This is a genomic window from Variovorax sp. KBW07 (assembly GCF_003852515.1).
GTDB lineage: Bacteria > Pseudomonadota > Gammaproteobacteria > Burkholderiales > Burkholderiaceae_C > Variovorax.
Genome location: NZ_QAJK01000060.1, coordinates 42,489 through 60,482 on the forward strand (window position 1 = coordinate 42,489; position 17,994 = coordinate 60,482).

A 17,994-nucleotide genomic window follows, 5' to 3' on the forward strand; every position below is an offset into this window, starting at 1 on the left:
GAAACCTTCGGGCATTTCTTGGTATAGGTATTGTGGATATTCTCTGCTGGAAGGCGCCCGGCATTCTAACTTGTCAAAACCTTATCCACACGCTGCCGATGGCGGCGAAAGGCCCGCAAATCCAGTCGAAGATTGTTCCCGGCGCCAATGTTTGCGATAATTGCGGGTTTCCCTGAAAACCTCTTTGCGCTCGTTCCGAGCGTCACCAGGTAGGAGCTCAGGGGTCATCCCAACTCGCTCCCCCGGCGCCCCGCAGGTTCTTCATGCTTTCCGTACGAAGAGTCAGCGCGAACAGGGAATTAGGAAATCACCATGAAACGCACTTACCAAGCTTCTAAAGTCCGCCGCGCCCGTACCCACGGCTTCCTGGTCCGCATGAAGACCCGCGGCGGCCGTGCCGTCATCAACGCACGCCGCGCCAAGGGCCGCAAGCGCCTGGCTGTCTGACGGCAGCCCACCTGCCGTTGCCAGCAGCCGACACGCCAGCGCAGGCTCCCGCAGCCATCGCGTCTGACCTGCCCGGCCCGGCTTCCATGCAGCGGCTCAAGACCCGCGCGCAATTCCAGGCCGTCCTCGCAGGTGCCACCGTGGCGCGCACTGCTCATTTCGCATTGCACCGCTGTGCGCTCGATCTCGCATCGGGCGCACCGCCGTTGTTCGCGTCCGACGATGTCTGGCTGGGTGCCATGGTGCCCAAGCGCTGGGCGCGCCGCGCGGTCACGCGCAACGCCATCAAGCGGCAGATATATACCGTGAGTGCCGCGCCCGGCGTCGGCCTGCCTCGTGCCGCGCACGTGGTGCGGCTGCGCGCGGGATTCGACCGCAAGGAATTCGTGAGCGCCTCTTCGGACAAGCTCAAGGCCGCCGTGCGCGCCGAATTGCAGCAACTGCTGGCGCGTGCCGCGCGCCCGCCGGCGCCGCCGCGCGAGCGCGCCGAACGTTCACCCTCTTCTTCCGCGCCTTCTTCCGGATCGCCATGAAACGCCTGCTGATCGGCCTCGTGAAGGGCTACCGCCTGCTGCTGAGCCCCTGGCTCGGCCAGTCGTGCCGCTTCACGCCGACCTGCTCGGTGTATTCGATCGAAGCGCTCGAGGTGCACGGCGCGCTCAAGGGCAGCTACCTCACTCTGCACCGCATCGCGCGCTGCCAGCCCTGGTGCCAGGGCGGCCACGATCCGGTTCCCCCGAAATCACAGCGTCGCACTGACAAGTCAGGATCGCTGTTTTCGTCTCTTCTCTCCTCCGACAAGAAGTCTTCGTCATGAACGATATCCGCCGCACGATCCTGTGGGTGATTTTTGGGTTCTCGCTGGTGCTGCTGTGGGACCAATGGCAGGTCTTCAACGGCAACAAGCCGACCTTCCTGCCATCGAGCAAGCCGGCAGCCGTGGCCACCGCCCCGGCCGGCACGCCCGCTGCCAACAACGGCGTGCCGACCGCCGCCGGTGCGGCCGGTGGCAACACCGTGCCCACGCAAGCCGCGGCGGCCGCGCCGCGTGAGCAGGTCAATGTCACCACCGACCTGTTCAAGGTAACGATCGACAGCGAAGGCGCCACGGTCAACCACCTCGAACTGCAGAAGTACGACGAGGCCGACCGCACCAAGCGCGTCGTGCTGTTCGAAAACGGTTCGCCGGCCACGCGCTACGTGGCGCAGACGGGCCTGTTGAACCAGGTCGACACCGGCGAGCGTTTCCCCAACCACCTGACGCCGATGACGCCGAAGGCCGGTCCGCGCGAAATGGCCGATGGCCAGAACACGCTGGAAGTGGGCTTCGAGAGCGCGCCCGTCGGTGGCCTGAAGTACATCAAGACCTACGTGTTCCACCGTGGCGACTACGTCATCGGCGTGCGCCACGAAGTGGTCAACGTGAGCGACCAGCCGCGCGATGCGCAGCTGTACCTGCAGCTGCTGCGCCACGGCACCGTGGCCGCCGGCACCATGTTCGGCACCAACACCTTCACCGGTCCGGCCGCGTACACCAACGAGAAGAAGTTCCACAAGCTCGACTTCAAGGACATCGCCAAGGGCAAGATCGAGCCGCCGCCGCCGGCCAACGACGGCTGGATCGCGATGGTGCAGCATTACTTCGCATCGGCGTGGCTGCTCAAGGGCGACCCGGCCAGCGAACAGCTGCGCCGCGAGTTCCGCGTGAAGGACCTGGGCGACAACCTCTTCACCGTGGCCATGGTGGCCACGCTGCCGAAGATCGCCCCGGGCGCCACGCAGGTCGTGAACAGCGCGCTGTTCGCCGGCCCCGAAGAAGAAAAGAAGCTCGAAGCCATCGCCCCGGGCCTGGACCTGGTGAAGGACTACGGCATCTTCGCGATCATCTCGAAGCCGCTGTACTGGCTGCTCACCCAGCTGCACGGCATCCTGGGCAACTGGGGCTGGTCGATCGTGGCGCTGGTGGTGCTGCTGAAGGCCGCCTTCTACTGGCTCAACGCCAAGGCGTACGCCAGCATGGCCAAGATGAAGGCCATCAACCCCAAGATCATGGAAATGCGCGAGCGGCTGAAGGACAAGCCGCAGGAAATGCAGCAGGAAATGATGCGGATCTACAAGACCGAGAAGGTCAATCCGATGGGCGGCTGCTTCCCCATCGTGATCCAGATCCCGGTGTTCATCGCGCTGTACTGGGTGCTGCTGTCGTCGGTCGAAATGCGCCACGCACCGTGGCTCGGCTGGATCACCGACCTGTCGGCACCGGACCCCTGGTACATCCTGCCGGTCGTGATGACGCTCACCTCGCTGTTCCAGACCTGGCTCAACCCGACGCCACCCGATCCGATGCAGGCCAAGCTGATGTGGATCATGCCGCTCGCGTTCAGCGTGATGTTCATCTTCTTCCCGGCCGGCCTGGTGCTGTACTGGATCACGAACAACGTGCTGTCGATTGCGCAGCAGTGGTTCATCAACAAGCGGCTGGGCGTGCTGGGCAAGTAAGCCGCGCAAGCTCCTCCGCCATCGCAAAGGGCCGCATCCGCGGCCCTTTTCCTTTTTGCTGAAAGAATCGCGTTGCCATGACCTTCGCTCGCACCACCGATCCCATCGTCGCCATCGCTACCGCCTCGGGGCGCGGAGCGGTCGGCATTGTTCGCGTGTCGGGCGCCCGGCTGGCGCCGCTGATCGAGGCCCTGTGCGGCCGCGCGCTCAAGCCGCGCGAAGCCACCTACCTGCCGTTTCGCGATGTCGGCGGCGAGCCGGTCGACCACGGCCTGGCGATCCACTTTCCTTCCCCGAATTCCTTCACCGGCGAGGACGTGCTCGAGCTGCAGGCCCACGGCGGCACGGTCGTGCTGCAACTGCTGCTGGCGCGTTGCCTCGAAGCCTCGGCCGAGCCCGATGCGGTCACCGGACGCCCGCGCCTGCCGGGCCTGCGCGTGGCCGAGCCCGGCGAGTTCAGCCAGCGGGCGTTTCTCAACGGCAAGATCGACCTGGCCCAGGCCGAGGCGATTGCCGACCTGATCGACGCCAGCACCGAGGCTGCGGCGCGCAGTGCCGGGCGCTCGCTGTCTGGTGCGTTCTCGCGCGAGATCCATACGCTGCGCGATGCGCTGATCCACCTGCGGATGCTGGTCGAGGCCACGCTCGACTTCCCGGAAGAAGAGATCGACTTCCTTCAAAAGGCCGATGCGGCCGGGCAACTGCTGAGGTTGCAGGCACAGCTGGCGGCGGTGCAGCAGCGCGCCAGGCAGGGTGCGTTGCTGCGCGAGGGCATCAAGGTCGTCATTGCCGGGCAGCCGAATGCGGGCAAGAGTTCGCTGCTCAATGCGCTGGCCGGCGCCGAGCTGGCCATCGTGAGTGCGGTGGCGGGCACCACGCGCGACGTGGTCTCGCAGACCATCCAGATCCATGGCGTGCCGTTGCACGTGGCCGACACCGCCGGCCTGCGCGAGAGCAGCGACGAGGTCGAGCAGATCGGCGTGGCGCGCGCCTGGGGCCAGATCGAGAGCGCCGACGCCGTGCTGTTCCTGCACGACCTGACGCGCGCCGACCAGCCGGACTATGCCGCCGCCGACGCCGAGATCCTGGGCAGCCTCAGGCAGAAGCTGCCCGCGAGCGTGCCCGTGCTCGACGTGTGGAACAAGCAGGACGCGGCGCCTTCCGCCCATCCGGCGCAGGGCATTGCGCTGTCCGCCAAGACCGGGCTGGGCATCGAGGCGCTGCGCGACCAGTTGCTGGCCATGGCCGGCTGGCAGTCGGTGCCCGAAGGCGTTTACCTGGCGCGGGCGCGCCACGTACAGGCGCTGGGCCGGGTCGAAACCCACCTTGCGCTGGCCGCCAGCCACCTGGCGGCGCAGGCCCAGCTGCTCGATCTGCTGGCCGAAGAGCTGCGGCTGGCGCAGAACGCGCTCAACGAGATCACGGGCGAGTTTGGCGCCGACGATCTGCTGGGCGTCATCTTTTCGCGCTTCTGTATCGGGAAATAGCGACACTTGGCGACAGGCGGTTTGCCAAACCGTAAACACTTGTAGCCGAATCTCACGCCCATCGCGGATACTTCGGCACAGATGCGGGGTTGAGAAAACATGTCCATTCAGAACCTGAGCCGCGCCATCGCGGAGAACACGAGCACCGACGCTTTCGCGTTGACGTTCAGCGTCCAGCAATGGGAAACGCTGGTGGGTTATTTGCAGCCCATCGACACCAGTGTCGGCGACGTGCTGATCGAGCAGGGCACGCCGGACCGTTCGGTGTTCTTCATCGAGAGCGGCGCCATCAGCGTGCACCGCGTCAGCAGCAAGGAGCAGATGCGCCTTGCCGTGCTCACGCCCGGCTCGGTGGTCGGCGAAGGCTCGTTCTTCTCGCGCCAGCCGCACTCGGCCAACGTGGTGGTGACCGGCGCGGGCCGCGTGTGGCGGCTCACTGCGATCCGCTTTGCGGAAATGTCGAACCGGCAGCCCAACCTGGCGCTGGAAATCGCGATGGCGCTCGGCGCCGTGATCGCCAAGCGCATGGCGCATCGCTCCAAGCGCGTCGCCGTGACCTGAAGCCTCGACGCATACCGCGCACCCTATCCCCCGCAGACCCTGAGATGCAGCCGGCCACGCCAGCCCGTAGCGGCAGCCGCCGCAAGTTTTCGTTTTGGTTCCCGAGAGTAGTCAGTAAGTAAGCCATGGCCTTGATCTGTCCGGTCTGCAGCACGGAAAACCGTGACGGCGCAAATTTCTGCAGAAGCTGCGGCGACCCGCTGGTCGCCACGACGACCCGGATGCCGCCGGCTCCCAGCCCCGAGCGCGAGTGGGCCACCACCGCACCGGCCCAGTTGCGCGCACCGACCATTCCGGCGCCGCTCTTCGATCCCGGCGAGCCGGTGGCCTCGCGTTCCTTCTTTGGCAAGGCGCCCGTTGCGCCGCCACCGGCGTACGAAGAGGAAGAGCAGGAAGGAACCGTGATCGTGACCCCGGGCGGGCCGACGCGCGCGCCCTCGCCTTCTTCCGCTACGTCGTCGGCATCGGACGCAGACCGGGCCGAGCGGGCCGAGAGAAAAAGAACCCGGGTCAAGGTCCGGCGGAAGGTGCCGGTCGAACGGCCGCCGCGCAAGCGCGTGATCCTGCTGTGGCTGGGTTTGCTGGTGGTGGCGCTGGTGATGATCGTGGCCGGCTGGTATGGCTACGGAACGCGCAAGACGCCAGCGGCTGTCGAGGATGCGGCGCCGCCTGTTTCAGAGCCAGCGGCCGCCCCCGCTCCCGTCGTGACTCCCGCTGCCGAGCCAGCGCCTTCGGCGCCTCAGGCGGCCGAGCCCCCTGCACCCGCTCCGGAAGCGGAAGCGAGCCCCGCTCCGACGGCGACGGCAACCACTCCCAAGACCGCCGCCAAGCCACGCAAGCAGGCGGCGGTTGCGGCTCCGCCATCGAGCGCGCCCGAGGCCCCCGCGCCGGCTGTCGCGGCCGTCCTGCCACCGCCCGCACCCGCCGCGCCAGCCGAACCGCAAGCCATGTGCGGCGACCGCAACTTCATCGCCAAGGCGCAGTGCATGGCCTCCCAGTGCCTGAAGCCTGAATACAAGGCGCACGCACAGTGCGAGGCGGTGCGCCGCCAGCAGCGCATCGAAGAAGAAAAGCGCAATCCCACGCTGATCAACTGAAGCTGCGCCAGGGCCTGCCGCCCTGGGGGAAATCAGCCTTTTTGCAGGCGTTCGATGGCGACGGCCAATGCAGCGGGCTTGCCGGACAGCACCAGCGTATCGCCGTCCGAAAGCACCGTGTCGCCGGCCGGCGTGCGGGGTTGGCCGTCATGGCGGCGCAGGCCCGCGACGCGCACGTTCAGCGTCGGCAGCGCGAGCTGTTCGAGCGTCTGGCCGATGGCGCGGGCGCCGGGCGTCAGGGTGAAGCTGTTGAGCCGCTCGTGGTCGATCTCGTCGGAGGTGTCGTCGTCGGCGCCGTGGAAATAGCCGCGCAGCAGGTTGTAGCGCGCATCGCGCTGGTCCTGCACCACGCGGATCACGCGCCGCATCGGCACGCCGACCAGCGCCAGCGCATGGCTCGCGAGCATCAGCGAACCCTCGATGGCCTCGGGCACCACCTCGGTCGCGCCCGCGGCCTGCAGTTTTTCGAGGTCGTGGTCGTCCTGCGTGCGCACGATCACCGGCACGTGCGCGGCATGGGCGCGGGTGTTGGCCAGCACCTTCATGGCGCCGGGCACGTCGAGATAGGTGACGACCACGGCGCTGGCGCGCGCCAGGCCGGCGGCCATCAGCGCCTGCAGCCGCGCCGCGTCGCCGAACACCACCGAGTCGCCGGCGGCGGCGGCCTGCCGCACGCGGTCGGGGTCGAGGTCGAGCGCCATGTAGGGAATGCCTTCGCGCTCGAGGATGCGCGCCAGGTTCTGGCCGCAACGCCCATAGCCGCAGATGATCACGTGCTTGGCGGTGTTGATGGTCTTTCGCGCGATGCTGGTCATCTGCAGCGACTGTTGCAGCCAGTCGCTGGCCACCAGCTTTCGCACGACGGCGTTGCTGTACATGATGATGAACGGCGTGGCCAGCATCGACAGCACCATCGACGCCAGCACCGGGTTGGCCAGCCAGGGCGGCAGCAGGCTGCGCTCCTGCGCCAGCGTCAGCAGCACGAAGCCGAATTCGCCGGCCTGCGCCAGGTAGAGGCCGGTGCGCAGCGACACGCCCGAGGTGGCGCCCAGCACGCGCGCCAGCACCGTCACCAGCCCCAGCTTGAAGAGCAGCGGCACCAGCAGCAGCACGCCCACCAGCAGCCAGCGCTCGACCACGATGTGCCAGTCGAGCGACATGCCGACGGTGATGAAGAACAGCCCCAGCAGCACATCGTGGAAGGGGCGGATGTCGGTCTCGACCTGGTGCTTGTACTCGGTCTCCGACACCAGCATGCCCGCGATGAATGCACCCAGTGCCAGGCTCAGGCCCGCCAGCTCGGTCAGCCAGGCCAGGCCGAGCGTGATCAGCAGCACGTTCAGGATGAACAGCTCTTCGCTGCGGCGACGGGCCACCAGCGTGAGCCACCAGCGCATGATGCGCGGCCCGCCGTAGAGCAGCAGGCCGATCAAAAAGGTGGCCTTCAGCAGCGCCAGGCCGAGCGCCTTGGCCAATGCCTCGGGCGGTGCGCCGAGCGCGGGAATCAGCACCAGCAGCGGCACCACGGCCAGGTCCTGGAACAGCAGCACGCCCATCACGCGCTTGCCGTGTTCGCTCTCGAGTTCGAGCCGCTCGGCCATCAGCTTGACGACGATGGCGGTGCTGCTCATGGTGAGCGCGCCCGACAGCGCCAGCGCCGTCTGCCAGCCGAGGCGCCAGGCCGGCGGCAACTGTGTGGCGATGACCAGCGCGCCGGCCGTCGCGATGGTCATGGTCAGCAGCACCTGGAGCAGGCCGAGCCCGAACACGTGCTTGCGCATTGCCCGCAGCTTGGGCAGGCTGAATTCGAGCCCGATGACGAACATCAGGAACACCACGCCGAATTCGCCCAGGTGGCGGATGCCTTCGGAGTTCTGCGCCAATGCGAGCGCATGCGGCCCGATCAGCACGCCGGCCGAAAGGTAGCCCAGCATCGGCGGCAGCTTGAGCGACCGGCAGACCACCACGCCGATCACCGCGGCCAGCAAATACAACAGCGTGAGATCGAACGAAGACATGGGTGCCGATGCTAGAGCAAGAGTTGTGCGCACGCGTCCGGAAGGGCACCGAGCGGCGCCGGGTCGCCCCAAGGCGCAAGCGGCCCCCTCGGGGGGGCAGCGAGGACGCGCAGTGCCGGGCGTGGGGGCAACACTCTGGCCCGTAAAATCCGACAATGAGCTCCCGCCCCGCCCCGGCCCATGTGGTCGACCCCGAAGCCATCCTCGCTCGGGCACGCGTCACCTTCGACATCGAAGCCGAAGCCGTTCTCGGTCTGAAGACCCGGGTCGGCCCGAGCTTCGTCGAGGCCGTGCGCAAGATCCTCGACGTTCGCGGCCGCGTGGTCGTGATGGGCATGGGCAAGAGCGGCCACGTCGGCCGCAAGATTGCCGCCACCCTCGCCTCCACCGGCACGCCGGCCATGTTCGTGCACCCGGCCGAGGCCAGCCACGGCGACCTCGGCATGATCAAGTCGGTCGACCTGGTGCTGGCCATCTCCAACAGCGGCGAGGTCGACGAACTCACCGTCATCCTGCCGGTGGTCAAGCGCCAGGGCGTGCCCCTGATTGCCATGACCGGCCGCCTTGAATCCACCCTGGCGCGCCACGCCGACATCGTGATCGACGCCGGCGTCGCCAAGGAAGCCTGCCCGCTCAACCTCGCGCCCACCGCGAGCACCACCGCCCAGATGGCGATGGGCGACGCGCTGGCCGTGGCGCTGCTCGACGCGCGCGGCTTCGGCTCGGAAGACTTCGCGCGCTCGCATCCGGGCGGCGCGCTCGGGCGCAAGCTGCTCACGCATGTGAGCGACGTGATGCGCTCGGGCGACGAAGTGCCGCGCGTGCCGCCTTCCGCCACCATCAGCGAGCTGATGCGTGCCATGAGCATCAAGGGCTTCGGCGCCGCCGCGGTGGTCGAGCCCGACGGCCGCGCTTCGGGCATCTTCACCGACGGCGACCTGCGCCGCCTGATCGAAGCGGGCGCCGACCTGCGCACGCCCAAGGCCGCCGACGTGATGCACCGCGACCCGCGCACCATCCGCGTCGACGCCCTGGCGGTGGAAGCCGCCGAGCTGATGGAGCAATGCGGCATCACCCGCCTGTTCGTGATCGACGGCGCGGGCGTGATCGTCGGCGCGATCAACACCAACGACCTGATGCGCGCGAAGGTCATCTGATGCCGCTCGCGTTCCAGGCCGAGACCTTGCTCGCTGCGCAGGACGTGCGCATCGTCTTCTTCGACATCGACGGCGTGCTGACCGACGGCGGCGTGTACTTCACCGAGCACGGCGAAACGCTCAAGCGCTTCAGCATCCTCGATGGCTACGGCCTCAAGCTGCTGCGCAAGGCCGGCATCACGCCGGCGGTGATCACCGGGCGCGATTCCAAGCCGCTGCGCGTGCGGCTCGAAGCACTGGGCATCGAGCACGTGCGCTACGGCACCGAAGACAAGCTGCCCGCCGCGCAAGCCATGCTCGACCAACTGGGCTTCACCTGGGCGCAGGCCGCCGCCATTGGCGACGACTGGCCCGACCTGCCGGTGCTGACCCGCGTCGGCTTTGCGGCGGCGCCCGCCAATGCGCACGCCGAAGTGCGCGGCATTGCGCGCTACGTCACCCAGGCGCGCGGCGGCGAAGGCGCGGCGCGCGAATTCTGCGATCTGCTTCTGACAGCCTGCGGCCAGTACCGGCCGCTGCTCGACGCTGCCATGGGCCCGAACCGATGACCGACATCAAACGCGCGTGGAACCTGGTGCGCGACGTGCTCGACCGCGCGACCATCTACCTGCCGATCATCCTGACGGCGGCCGTGGCGCTCGGCACCTACTGGCTGGTGCGCAACGCGCCCAAGCTGCTGGCGCCCGCCGCCAAGGTCGCGCCGACGCACGAGCCCGACTACTTCATGCGCGATTTCGTGATCAAGAATTTCCTGCCCAGCGGCGAGCTGCGCAGCGAGCTCCATGGTGTTGAGGGCCGGCACTACCCCGACACCGACACCATCGAGGTGGACAAGGTGCGCATGCGCTCCGTGTCGCCCGAAGGGCTGGTCACGCGCTCCACGGCGAATCGCGGCCTGTCCAATTCCGACGGCAGCGAAATCCAGCTGTTCGGCAACGCCATCGTCATCCGCGACCCTTCGGTGGCGCCCAATGGCAAGCCGATGCCGCGCCTCGAATTCCGTGGCGAATTCCTGCACACCTTCCTCGACACCGAGCGGGTGGTATCGAACAAGCCGGTCACGCTCATCCGCGGCACCGACCAGTTCACGGGCGACACGCTCGACTACGACAACCTGAGCGGCGTGGCCAACCTGAACGGCCGGGTGCGCGGCCTCCTGATGCCGTCGCCTGCAATGGCCGCGGCGCCCGCCAAGAAACGCTGAAGCCAGCCGTTACCGGAAGCCCCCAACGCATGACCACGTCCCCGCTAGTTTTCATTACCGGCGCTTCGAGTGGCATCGGCCAGGCCCTGGCGGCGAGCTTCTACGACGCGGGCTATCGGCTCGCGCTGGTCGCGCGGCGCACGGCGGAGATCGAGTCGTGGGCCAATGGCCGCCAACTGAGCGCCGACCGCTACCGGATCTACAGCGCCGACGTGGCGCAGACGGACAGCATCGTGGCTGCCGGCGCCGCATGCATCGCGCAGCAAGGGCTGCCCGACGTGGTGATCGCCAATGCCGGCATCAGCGTGGGCATCGATACGGCCGAGCGCTCCGACCTCGATGTGCTGGCGCAGACCTTTGCCACCAACAACGTCGGGCTGGCCGCGACTTTCCATCCGTTCGTGAAAGCGATGGTCGAGCGCGGCAGCGGCCGGCTGGTGGGCATCGGCAGCGTTGCCGCCATTCGCGGACTGCCGGGCCACGGCGCGTACTGCGCCAGCAAGGCCGGCGTGGTGGCGTACTGCGAGAGCCTGCGTGGGGAGTTGCACAACAGCGGCGTCAAGGTCGTCACGCTCTGCCCGGGCTACATCGATACGCCGCTCACGCAGGGCAACCGCTACGGCATGCCCTTCCTGATGAAGGCCGAGGACTTTGCCGCGCAGGCGTTGCGCGCCATCGAGGCCGGCACCAGCTACCGGGTGATTCCCTGGCAGATGGGCGTGGTCGCCAAGATCATGCGCATGTTGCCCAATGCCGTGCTCGACCGCGCGGTGCAGGGCCGCGAGCGCAAGAAGCGCAGCGGCGAAGCCTGAAGAACGCGGGTTGAAGGCGCCGCGCCGTGTGGCGCAGGCCCAAAGAAAAAGGCTCCGTGAGGAGCCTTTTGCCTGTGTGCACTTTGGTCGGAAAGCGCGGTGATCGGGTCTGATCAGTAGCCGCTGTTGCCGCCGCCGTAGCCACCGCCACCACCGCTGCGGCCACCGCCGCCGCCGCCACGGGGACCGGCACCGTAGGGGCTGCGGAAACCGCCATCGCCACCACCGCCGCCGCCGCCACCACTGCGGCCACCGCCGCCGTAGCCGCCACCACCGCCGGAGCGGCCACCGCCACCACCGCTGCGATCGCCGCCACCACCGTAGCCACCACCGCCGCCGCCGTAGCCTCCGCCACCACCGCCGCCATAACCACCGCCGCCACCACCGTAGCCGCCGCCACCACCGCTGCGCGGGGGACGTGCTTCCATGGGACGTGCTTCATTGACCACGACGCTGCGGCCGCCCAGGGGCTGGCCGTTCATGCCGGCGATGGCTGCTTGCGCTTCTGCGTCACTGCCCATCTCGACGAAGCCGAAGCCCTTCGAGCGGCCCGTGTCGCGCTCCATCATGACCTTGGCGCTGGTCACTGCGCCGAACTGCCCGAATGCCTGTTCGAGATCACCGTCGCGCACCGAGTAAGGCAGGTTGCCGACGTACAGTTTGTTGCCCATCAAGGGACTCCTATAAACACATCAAGAAAAGCGATGGAGTCCCGAAAGCATCACTCAAACGAGAGCCGTCGAGTCGCGCGAAACTGACCGATCACCGAACTACCCCCCGACCAAAATGAAGAGGGAGGCTCGTGCATTATGGGTGAAATATCCGAAAAGCAAGCAGGAAATTGCTTCTTGAGGTAGCACTTGTCAAAACTAATAAAAGCTAGCGCACGCTTACACCCAAAGTCGAGGTCCTTCGCGCTACAGGTAGAATTCGCCCGTCATTGGGGAGTAGCCGCCTTCCGACTTCGAGAAGGGCCCGCGTCAACAGACTTGTCCTGCCCCACACAGGACATGGCGCGTGCAGTGAACACACCTGGCGAGACCTTTGACCGTGCAACTTCGGGAATATGGCCGAAGGTGTTGCACGGTCAATTGCGTCCTTCGGCCCAAGGAACCCACGTTCATCATGGAAGCTTTTCTCGTAGCAACCGGCGTAGTTGCGCTCGCCGAAATGGGCGACAAGACCCAACTTTTGGCCCTCTTGCTCGCAGCCCGTTTCAGGAAACCCTGGCCCATCGTGCTCGGCATCTTTGCCGCCACCCTCATCAACCACGCCCTGGCGGGCGCCGTCGGCAACTACATCACCCGATGGCTCGGCCCCGAAGTCTTGCGCTGGATTCTTGGCGGCTCGTTCATTGCAATGGCCGCCTGGATGCTGATCCCCGACAAGCTCGACGATGACGACGCCCCCGGCGCCTCGCACTTCGGCGTCTTCGGCACCACCGTGATCGCCTTCTTCCTCGCCGAGATGGGCGACAAGACGCAGATTGCCACCGTCATGCTCGCCGCCCGCTTCACGCAGGACTATTTCTGGGTCGTGGCCGGCACCACGCTCGGCATGATGCTGGCCAACGCGCCGGTGGTGTGGCTCGGCGAGAAGATCGTGAAGCGCGTGCCGATCAAGCTCGTGCACGGCATATCGGCCGCGATCTTCCTCGTGCTGGGCATCGTCATGATCATCGGCTGGTAAGAAGGAAAGAAGAGCGGGCTCCTTCCAGGAACACCGCGGAACCGGCTTCGCCGGGCCGCTGGTGTTGCCCCCGGAAAGGGGGTTGGAGAAGCGACACGAAGTGCGCGAAGCTTGGGGGATATACTTGCTCCGCGCCGATTTGCTTCAGCTTGCGGGCGCTTTATAAATCCAGCTAAAGACAGGCGCGGCAGACCCGGCTCGTTTTTGGCGAGGCCGGGTTTTTTCATTCATGCCGTCACCTTTGGTCGTCACTTCGCAGTCGATGCAGTTCGCGGGCCCGCTGGCCTTGCGCAGCGGCACGTCGATCAGCGACTACACACTTGCCTACGAGACCTATGGCACCCTGAACGCCGACCGCAGCAATGCGGTGCTGGTGTGCCATGCGCTCAATGCTTCGCACCACGTCGCGGGGGTCTACGAAGGCCAGGCCCGCTCCGAAGGTTGGTGGGACAACATGGTCGGCCCCGGCAAGCCGGTCGACACCGACCGCTTCTTCGTGATCGGCGTCAACAACCTCGGCTCCTGCTTCGGCTCGACCGGCCCGATGCACGTCAACCCCGCCACCGGCAGCGTCTACGGCGCAGACTTTCCGGTGGTGACGGTCGAAGACTGGGTCGACGCCCAGGCCGCATTGCTCGACGCGCTCGGCATTCGCACGCTCGCAGCCGTCATGGGCGGCAGCCTCGGCGGCATGCAGGCCCTGTCGTGGACGCTGCAGTATCCCGACCGCGTGCGGCACGCCGTGGTGGTGGCCAGCGCGCCCAACCTCACGGCCGAGAACATTGCCTTCAACGAAGTCGCGCGACGCGCCATCGTGACCGACCCCGACTTCCACGGCGGCCACTTCTACCAGCATGGCGTGATTCCCAAGCGGGGCTTGCGCATCGCCCGGATGATCGGCCACATCACGTACCTCAGCGACGATGTGATGAACGAGAAGTTCGGCCGCATCCTGCGCAGCGCGGTCGAGGGCGAGACCGTGGGGCTCGACTACCGCTACTCCACGCAGGACGTCGAGTTCCAGATCGAAAGCTACCTGCGCTACCAAGGCGACAAGTTCAGCGAGTACTTCGACGCCAACACCTACCTGCTGATCACCCGCGCGCTCGACTACTTCGACCCCGCGCGCAGCCACGGCGGCCAGCTCAGCAAGGCGTTGGCACAGGCCACGGCCAAGTTCCTGCTCGTGAGCTTCAAGACCGACTGGCGCTTCTCGCCCGCGCGCAGCCGCGAGCTGGTGAAGGCGTTGCTCGACAACCGCCGCAACGTCAGCTACGCCGAGATAGACGCGCCGCACGGCCACGATGCCTTCCTGCTCGACGACGTGCGCTACATGGGCGTGGTGCGCTCCTACTTCGAACGCGTGGCGCAGGAATTCCAATGAGCGACCTCGACACCCAACGACTGATCGCCGCGCTGGTGCCCCAGGGCTCGCGCGTGCTAGACCTCGGCTGCGGCGACGGCGCCCTGCTCGACTTGCTGCAACGCGAACGCGGCTGCTCCGGCTACGGCGTGGAAATTGCCGACGGCAATGTGCTGCAGTGCATTCGCCGTGGCGTCGACGTGATCCAGCTCAACCTCGACGAAGGCCTCGCGATGTTCGACGACGCCTCGTTCGACGTGGTGCTGCAGATCGACACGCTGCAGCATCTGCGCAATGCCGAGGTCATGCTGCGCGAGACTGCGCGCGTCGGCCGCATCGGCATCGTCGCGTTCCCCAATTTCGCGCACTGGCCCAACCGCCTGAGCGTGGCGCGCGGCCGCATGCCGGTGACGCGCCGCCTGCCCTACCAGTGGTACGACACGCCCAACATCCGCGTCGGCACCTTCAAGGACTTCGAGGTGCTGGCCGGCAAGAACAACCTGCGCGTGCTCGATTCGTTCGGCCTGCAGGACGGGCGTGACGTGCGCTGGCTGCCGAACGCGCGCGCCAGCACCGCCGTCTTCAAGTTCGAGCGGGGCGGCTGAGCCCCAGGCTCCCTCGCTGCACCGCATGAGCTTCACGCTGGCGCAGCCGGTTCACAGCGAGCTGGTCATCAAGAAGAGCCGGTTCATCGGCTGCGTGCAGCCGGTGGCCGACCGGGCCGCGGCGCTGGCCGTGGTGGCCGCGCTGCGCGCCGAACACCCTGCCGCCGCCCACGTGTGCTGGGCGCTCATGGCCGGCGGCCAGTCGGCCGCCAACGACGACGGCGAGCCCGGCGGCACCGCCGGCCGCCCCATGCTGGAGGTGCTGCGCCACCAGGAAATAGAAGGTTCGCTCGCCACCGTGGTGCGCTACTTCGGCGGCGTGAAGCTCGGCGCCGGCGGCCTGGTGCGTGCCTACACCGATGCCATCGCGCAGGCCTTGCTCGGCGCCACGCTCGTGCCGCTGGTGCGCCAGCGCAGCCTGCGGTGCGCGGTGCCCTATGCGCTGGAAGGTCTGGTGCGGCGCGAGCTTGCCGCGGTGGGCGCGGTGCTCGACGAGGTGCGGCACGGCGACGACGTGCACTTCGCCTTCACGCTCCCCGCACCCGATGCCGACGCCTTCATCGCGCGCCTCGACGATGCTGCGCAAGGGCGCGTCGCCTGGCCGCAGGCGTGACGCGCTTGGCCGGCACCACCGGCGCGGGGGAGGTCATTGCAAGGATGCCGTGCGACGCCACGGCGACCGTGGCCGCATCGTCGTCGGGTCCGCGCCGTGCCATCTCGGCGGTCACGATGCCGGTGGGCACGGCCAGCACGCCCCAGCCCAGCAGCATCATCACCGAGGCGATCGCGCGGCCCAGGTCGGTCTTGGGCACGAGGTCGCCGAAGCCCACCGTGGCCATCGTGGAAATGGCCCAGTAGATCGCCACCGGAATGCTGGTGAAGCCATGCGTCGGCCCTTCGACCACGTACATCAGCGTGCCCATCACCAGCACCACCAGCATCACGAAGCCGACGAACACGGTGATCTTCCGGCGGCTCGATGCCACCGCCAGCACCAGCGCGCGGTACTCCACCGAGTAACGCGAAAGCTTGAAGATGCGGAACACGCGCAGCAGCCGAAGAATGCGCACGTCGATCAGGTAGGCCAGCTCGGGCGCGAGCGCCACCAGGAAGGTCGGCAGCAGCGCGAGCAGGTCGATCACGCCATAGAAACTCAGCGCATAGCGCAGCGGCTTGTTCACGCAGCACAGCCGCGCGATGTATTCGAGCGTGAAGAGAATGGTGAACACCCATTCGAGCGCGTTGAACACCGGACGCCATTGCTCGCGGATCGACTGCACGCTGTCGAGAATCACCACCAGCACGCTGGTCACGATCACGGCGATCAGCGCCAGGTCGAACATCAGGCCGGCCCGCGTATCGGCCTCGAAGATCACCGTGAACAGCGTGCGCCGCCATCCGCTCGCGGGTTTGTCGAAGCGCGCGTCGGTGGTGGACGAGATGGCGCGCGTGGCGGGAGCGGTGTCGGTGTTCGGGCTGGTCATCTTGGCGGGGCCTGGGGCGCGAGGTCGCGTGAGTGGCCATTGTCATGTCGAGGGCGACTTATTCAGTTACGCTTATTGCGCAATGAAGTGCCGCAGGCCATGAGTGCGTTCTTACGATAGTCCCTTTCTTGAGGAGCTCCCCTTTGGCTACACAGTCCCCCTTTTTCGGCAAGCGTGATCGTGACACCGACTCGTTGACATCCCGCCCCGCGCCGCTGGTCGGTTCGGGCACCAATCTCTCCGGTACCCCCGTCAATCCTTCATCGCTGACCGCACAACAGGGCGGACTCGGCGCTGCTGCCGCGGCTGCACCCGTCGCCAAGGAAGGCGGCAGCAAGCTCACCGTCGGTCCGAACATCAAGCTCAAGGGCGTCGAGATCACCGATTGCGACACGCTCGTGGTCGAAGGCCTGGTCGAAGCGACCATGGACTCGCGACTGATGCAGATCGCCGAACAGGGCGAGTTCAAGGGCTCGGCCGAAATCGACATCGCCGAAATCCGCGGCGTGTTCGACGGCAACCTCACCGTGCGCGAGAAGCTCGTCATTCACTCGACCGGCAAGGTCACCGGCAAGATCCGCTACGGCAAGATCGTGATCGAAGAAGGCGGCCAGCTGTCGGGCGAAATCAGCTTCGGCGCCGCCAAGGCCCTGCTGTAATCCGGCAGAGCGGCATCGGATCGCCGGCCAGGCTCAGGCCACCGGCGGTGGCGGTGTCCACCCCAGGCGCTCCAGCAAGGCACCGGCCGCGGCCGGTGCTTTTTCCTTGGCGCCGTTGATGAAGTACACGAACACGTCGCGCTTCTTCGCCGACGACCCGGCCCAGCCCTGCGCGCGCTCGGCCCAGGTGTCGAGCGCCTTCGGCCCATAGCCGGTCTTGAGCTTCGCGTCGGCCATCATGAGCCGCGCATAGGCAACGTCGCCCTCGGGCTCCTCGAACGACGGAAACTTGTCGGCGTCGGTGAACACCGTCGACACGCCGTGCTTCTTTGCGAGCGCCTTGTATGTGGGCACGATGAAGCTCTCGTGCCGCACGTCCATCACGTGGCGCAGCGTGCGGCTGCCCTCTTTCTTCGGCAGCAATTCCAGAAACGCCTCGAAGTCTTCCGCATCGAACTGCTTGGTCGGCATGAACTGCCAGACGATCGGCCCGAGCTTGTCGCCCAGCTCGGCCACGCCGCTGTCGATGAAGCGCTTGATCGACTCGCCCGCCGTGGACAGCAGCTTGCGATTGGTCGTGAAGCGCGAGGCCTTCATCGAGAACATGAAGTCGGCCGGCGTGTCGTCGTGCCACTTGCGGAAGGTCTCGGGCTTGAAGGTGCTGTAGTAGGTGCCGTTGATCTCGATGGCGCTCACCTGGCGGCTGGCGTAGTTCAGCTCCTTCGCATGCGCGAGCCCCTTGGGATAGAAGTTGTCGCGCCAGGGCTCGTAGGTCCAGCCGCCGATGCCTACTTTGATATTCACCTTCGTCCGAGTCGATGCTGCCTTGCTCACATTGCGCTCCGGGTTGACATCGCCCGCACTCTACGCGCGGTCGCGGCAAGGCGCAAAATGCGTTTTTTTCGTTACCCG

The 17,994-nt window shown here is 66.9% G+C and carries 20 protein-coding genes and 1 riboswitch; of the genes, 16 read left to right on the forward strand and 4 right to left on the reverse strand.

The genetic code is table 11. From position 1 onward, the window contains the following. The first annotated feature begins 312 nt into the window (after positions 1 to 312). The 7 genes from rpmH to DBV14_RS14035 all read left to right on the forward strand — a co-directional run bounded on the left by rpmH (position 313) and on the right by DBV14_RS14035 (position 6,091). Positions 313 to 447: a 50S ribosomal protein L34 gene (gene rpmH / locus DBV14_RS14005; protein WP_007834827.1), complete on the forward strand. Its 135-nt coding sequence runs from the start codon at positions 313 to 315 to the stop codon at positions 445 to 447. Positions 448 to 533: 86 nt separating this feature from the next. Beyond that, positions 534 to 980: a ribonuclease P protein component gene (locus DBV14_RS14010; protein WP_124459811.1), complete on the forward strand. Its 447-nt coding sequence runs from the start codon at positions 534 to 536 to the stop codon at positions 978 to 980. Further along, positions 977 to 1,264 carry a membrane protein insertion efficiency factor YidD gene (yidD, locus tag DBV14_RS14015; RefSeq protein ID WP_056574909.1) on the forward strand — a complete coding sequence of 96 codons (288 nt, stop codon included), beginning with the start codon at positions 977 to 979 and terminating at the stop codon, positions 1,262 to 1,264. Before DBV14_RS14010 ends, yidD begins: the two co-directional genes overlap by 4 nt. After that, positions 1,261 to 2,946: a membrane protein insertase YidC gene (gene yidC, locus DBV14_RS14020; RefSeq protein WP_124459782.1), complete on the forward strand. Its 1,686-nt coding sequence runs from the start codon at positions 1,261 to 1,263 to the stop codon at positions 2,944 to 2,946. Before yidD ends, yidC begins: the two co-directional genes overlap by 4 nt. Positions 2,947 to 3,023: 77 nt before the next feature. Beyond that, positions 3,024 to 4,433, forward strand: coding sequence for a tRNA uridine-5-carboxymethylaminomethyl(34) synthesis GTPase MnmE (gene mnmE, locus DBV14_RS14025; protein ID WP_124459783.1), 1,410 nt, complete (start codon positions 3,024 to 3,026; stop codon positions 4,431 to 4,433). Between the two features lie 99 nt (positions 4,434 to 4,532). Beyond that, complete coding sequence (locus DBV14_RS14030; RefSeq protein WP_124459784.1) at positions 4,533 to 4,994, forward strand: Crp/Fnr family transcriptional regulator; 462 nt, start codon at positions 4,533 to 4,535, stop codon at positions 4,992 to 4,994. 125 nt (positions 4,995 to 5,119) lie between these two features. Further along, entirely contained in the window at positions 5,120 to 6,091 is a 972-nt protein-coding gene (locus DBV14_RS14035; RefSeq protein WP_124459785.1) for a zinc ribbon domain-containing protein, read from the forward strand. A gap of 32 nt (positions 6,092 to 6,123) precedes the next feature. On the opposite strand, the gene DBV14_RS14040 is transcribed toward DBV14_RS14035, so the two are convergent. Next, a complete protein-coding gene (locus DBV14_RS14040; protein ID WP_124459786.1) occupies positions 6,124 to 8,109 on the reverse strand; it encodes a monovalent cation:proton antiporter family protein in 1,986 nt (661 codons plus the stop codon). A gap of 155 nt (positions 8,110 to 8,264) precedes the next feature. On the opposite strand from DBV14_RS14040, the gene DBV14_RS14045 reads away from it, so the two are divergent. The 4 genes from DBV14_RS14045 to DBV14_RS14060 are packed head-to-tail and all read left to right on the forward strand — an operon-like array spanning position 8,265 to position 11,282. Beyond that, entirely contained in the window at positions 8,265 to 9,266 is a 1,002-nt protein-coding gene (locus tag DBV14_RS14045) for an SIS domain-containing protein (protein ID WP_124459787.1), read from the forward strand. Continuing rightward, positions 9,266 to 9,814 carry an HAD family hydrolase gene (locus DBV14_RS14050; RefSeq protein ID WP_124459788.1) on the forward strand — a complete coding sequence of 183 codons (549 nt, stop codon included), beginning with the start codon at positions 9,266 to 9,268 and terminating at the stop codon, positions 9,812 to 9,814. The genes DBV14_RS14045 and DBV14_RS14050 overlap by 1 nt, the downstream gene beginning before the upstream one ends. After that, positions 9,811 to 10,470, forward strand: coding sequence for an LPS export ABC transporter periplasmic protein LptC (gene lptC / locus DBV14_RS14055; RefSeq protein ID WP_185546014.1), 660 nt, complete (start codon positions 9,811 to 9,813; stop codon positions 10,468 to 10,470). Before DBV14_RS14050 ends, lptC begins: the two co-directional genes overlap by 4 nt. Positions 10,471 to 10,499: 29 nt before the next feature. Beyond that, positions 10,500 to 11,282 carry an SDR family oxidoreductase gene (locus DBV14_RS14060; RefSeq protein WP_124459789.1) on the forward strand — a complete coding sequence of 261 codons (783 nt, stop codon included), beginning with the start codon at positions 10,500 to 10,502 and terminating at the stop codon, positions 11,280 to 11,282. Between the two features lie 113 nt (positions 11,283 to 11,395). Here the strand turns inward: DBV14_RS14060 and DBV14_RS14065 are convergent, their stop codons facing one another. Further along, positions 11,396 to 11,953: an RNA-binding protein gene (locus tag DBV14_RS14065; protein ID WP_124459790.1), complete on the reverse strand. Its 558-nt coding sequence runs from the start codon at positions 11,951 to 11,953 to the stop codon at positions 11,396 to 11,398. A gap of 259 nt (positions 11,954 to 12,212) precedes the next feature. Continuing rightward, positions 12,213 to 12,390, forward strand: a riboswitch (yybP-ykoY riboswitch). Between the two features lie 17 nt (positions 12,391 to 12,407). Between DBV14_RS14065 and DBV14_RS14070 the strand changes: the two genes are divergently transcribed. From DBV14_RS14070 to DBV14_RS14090, 4 genes are all read left to right on the forward strand, one after another. After that, positions 12,408 to 12,971 carry a TMEM165/GDT1 family protein gene (locus DBV14_RS14070; protein ID WP_124459791.1) on the forward strand — a complete coding sequence of 188 codons (564 nt, stop codon included), beginning with the start codon at positions 12,408 to 12,410 and terminating at the stop codon, positions 12,969 to 12,971. A 229-nt stretch (positions 12,972 to 13,200) separates the two neighbouring features. Further along, a complete protein-coding gene (locus DBV14_RS14080) occupies positions 13,201 to 14,355 on the forward strand; it encodes a homoserine O-acetyltransferase (protein ID WP_124459792.1) in 1,155 nt (384 codons plus the stop codon). Continuing rightward, positions 14,352 to 14,939 carry a methionine biosynthesis protein MetW gene (gene metW / locus DBV14_RS14085; RefSeq protein ID WP_124459793.1) on the forward strand — a complete coding sequence of 196 codons (588 nt, stop codon included), beginning with the start codon at positions 14,352 to 14,354 and terminating at the stop codon, positions 14,937 to 14,939. The genes DBV14_RS14080 and metW overlap by 4 nt, the downstream gene beginning before the upstream one ends. 25 nt (positions 14,940 to 14,964) lie before the next feature. Further along, on the forward strand, positions 14,965 to 15,552 hold the full coding sequence (locus DBV14_RS14090; RefSeq protein ID WP_124459794.1) for a YigZ family protein: 588 nt from the start codon (positions 14,965 to 14,967) through the stop codon (positions 15,550 to 15,552). Here DBV14_RS14090 and DBV14_RS14095 read toward each other — a convergent pair. Beyond that, on the reverse strand, positions 15,497 to 16,423 hold the full coding sequence (locus DBV14_RS14095) for an ion transporter (RefSeq protein WP_124459795.1): 927 nt from the start codon (positions 16,421 to 16,423) through the stop codon (positions 15,497 to 15,499). The two genes, DBV14_RS14090 and DBV14_RS14095, sit on opposite strands and share 56 nt — an antisense overlap. A gap of 143 nt (positions 16,424 to 16,566) precedes the next feature. Between DBV14_RS14095 and DBV14_RS14100 the strand changes: the two genes are divergently transcribed. After that, the gene (locus DBV14_RS14100) at positions 16,567 to 17,082 is read left to right on the forward strand and encodes a polymer-forming cytoskeletal protein (RefSeq protein ID WP_124459796.1); all 516 of its coding nucleotides are present in this window, start codon (positions 16,567 to 16,569) and stop codon (positions 17,080 to 17,082) included. Between the two features lie 33 nt (positions 17,083 to 17,115). Here the strand turns inward: DBV14_RS14100 and DBV14_RS14105 are convergent, their stop codons facing one another. After that, entirely contained in the window at positions 17,116 to 17,916 is an 801-nt protein-coding gene (locus DBV14_RS14105; protein ID WP_124459797.1) for a DUF72 domain-containing protein, read from the reverse strand. Positions 17,917 to 17,994 lie beyond the last annotated feature (78 nt).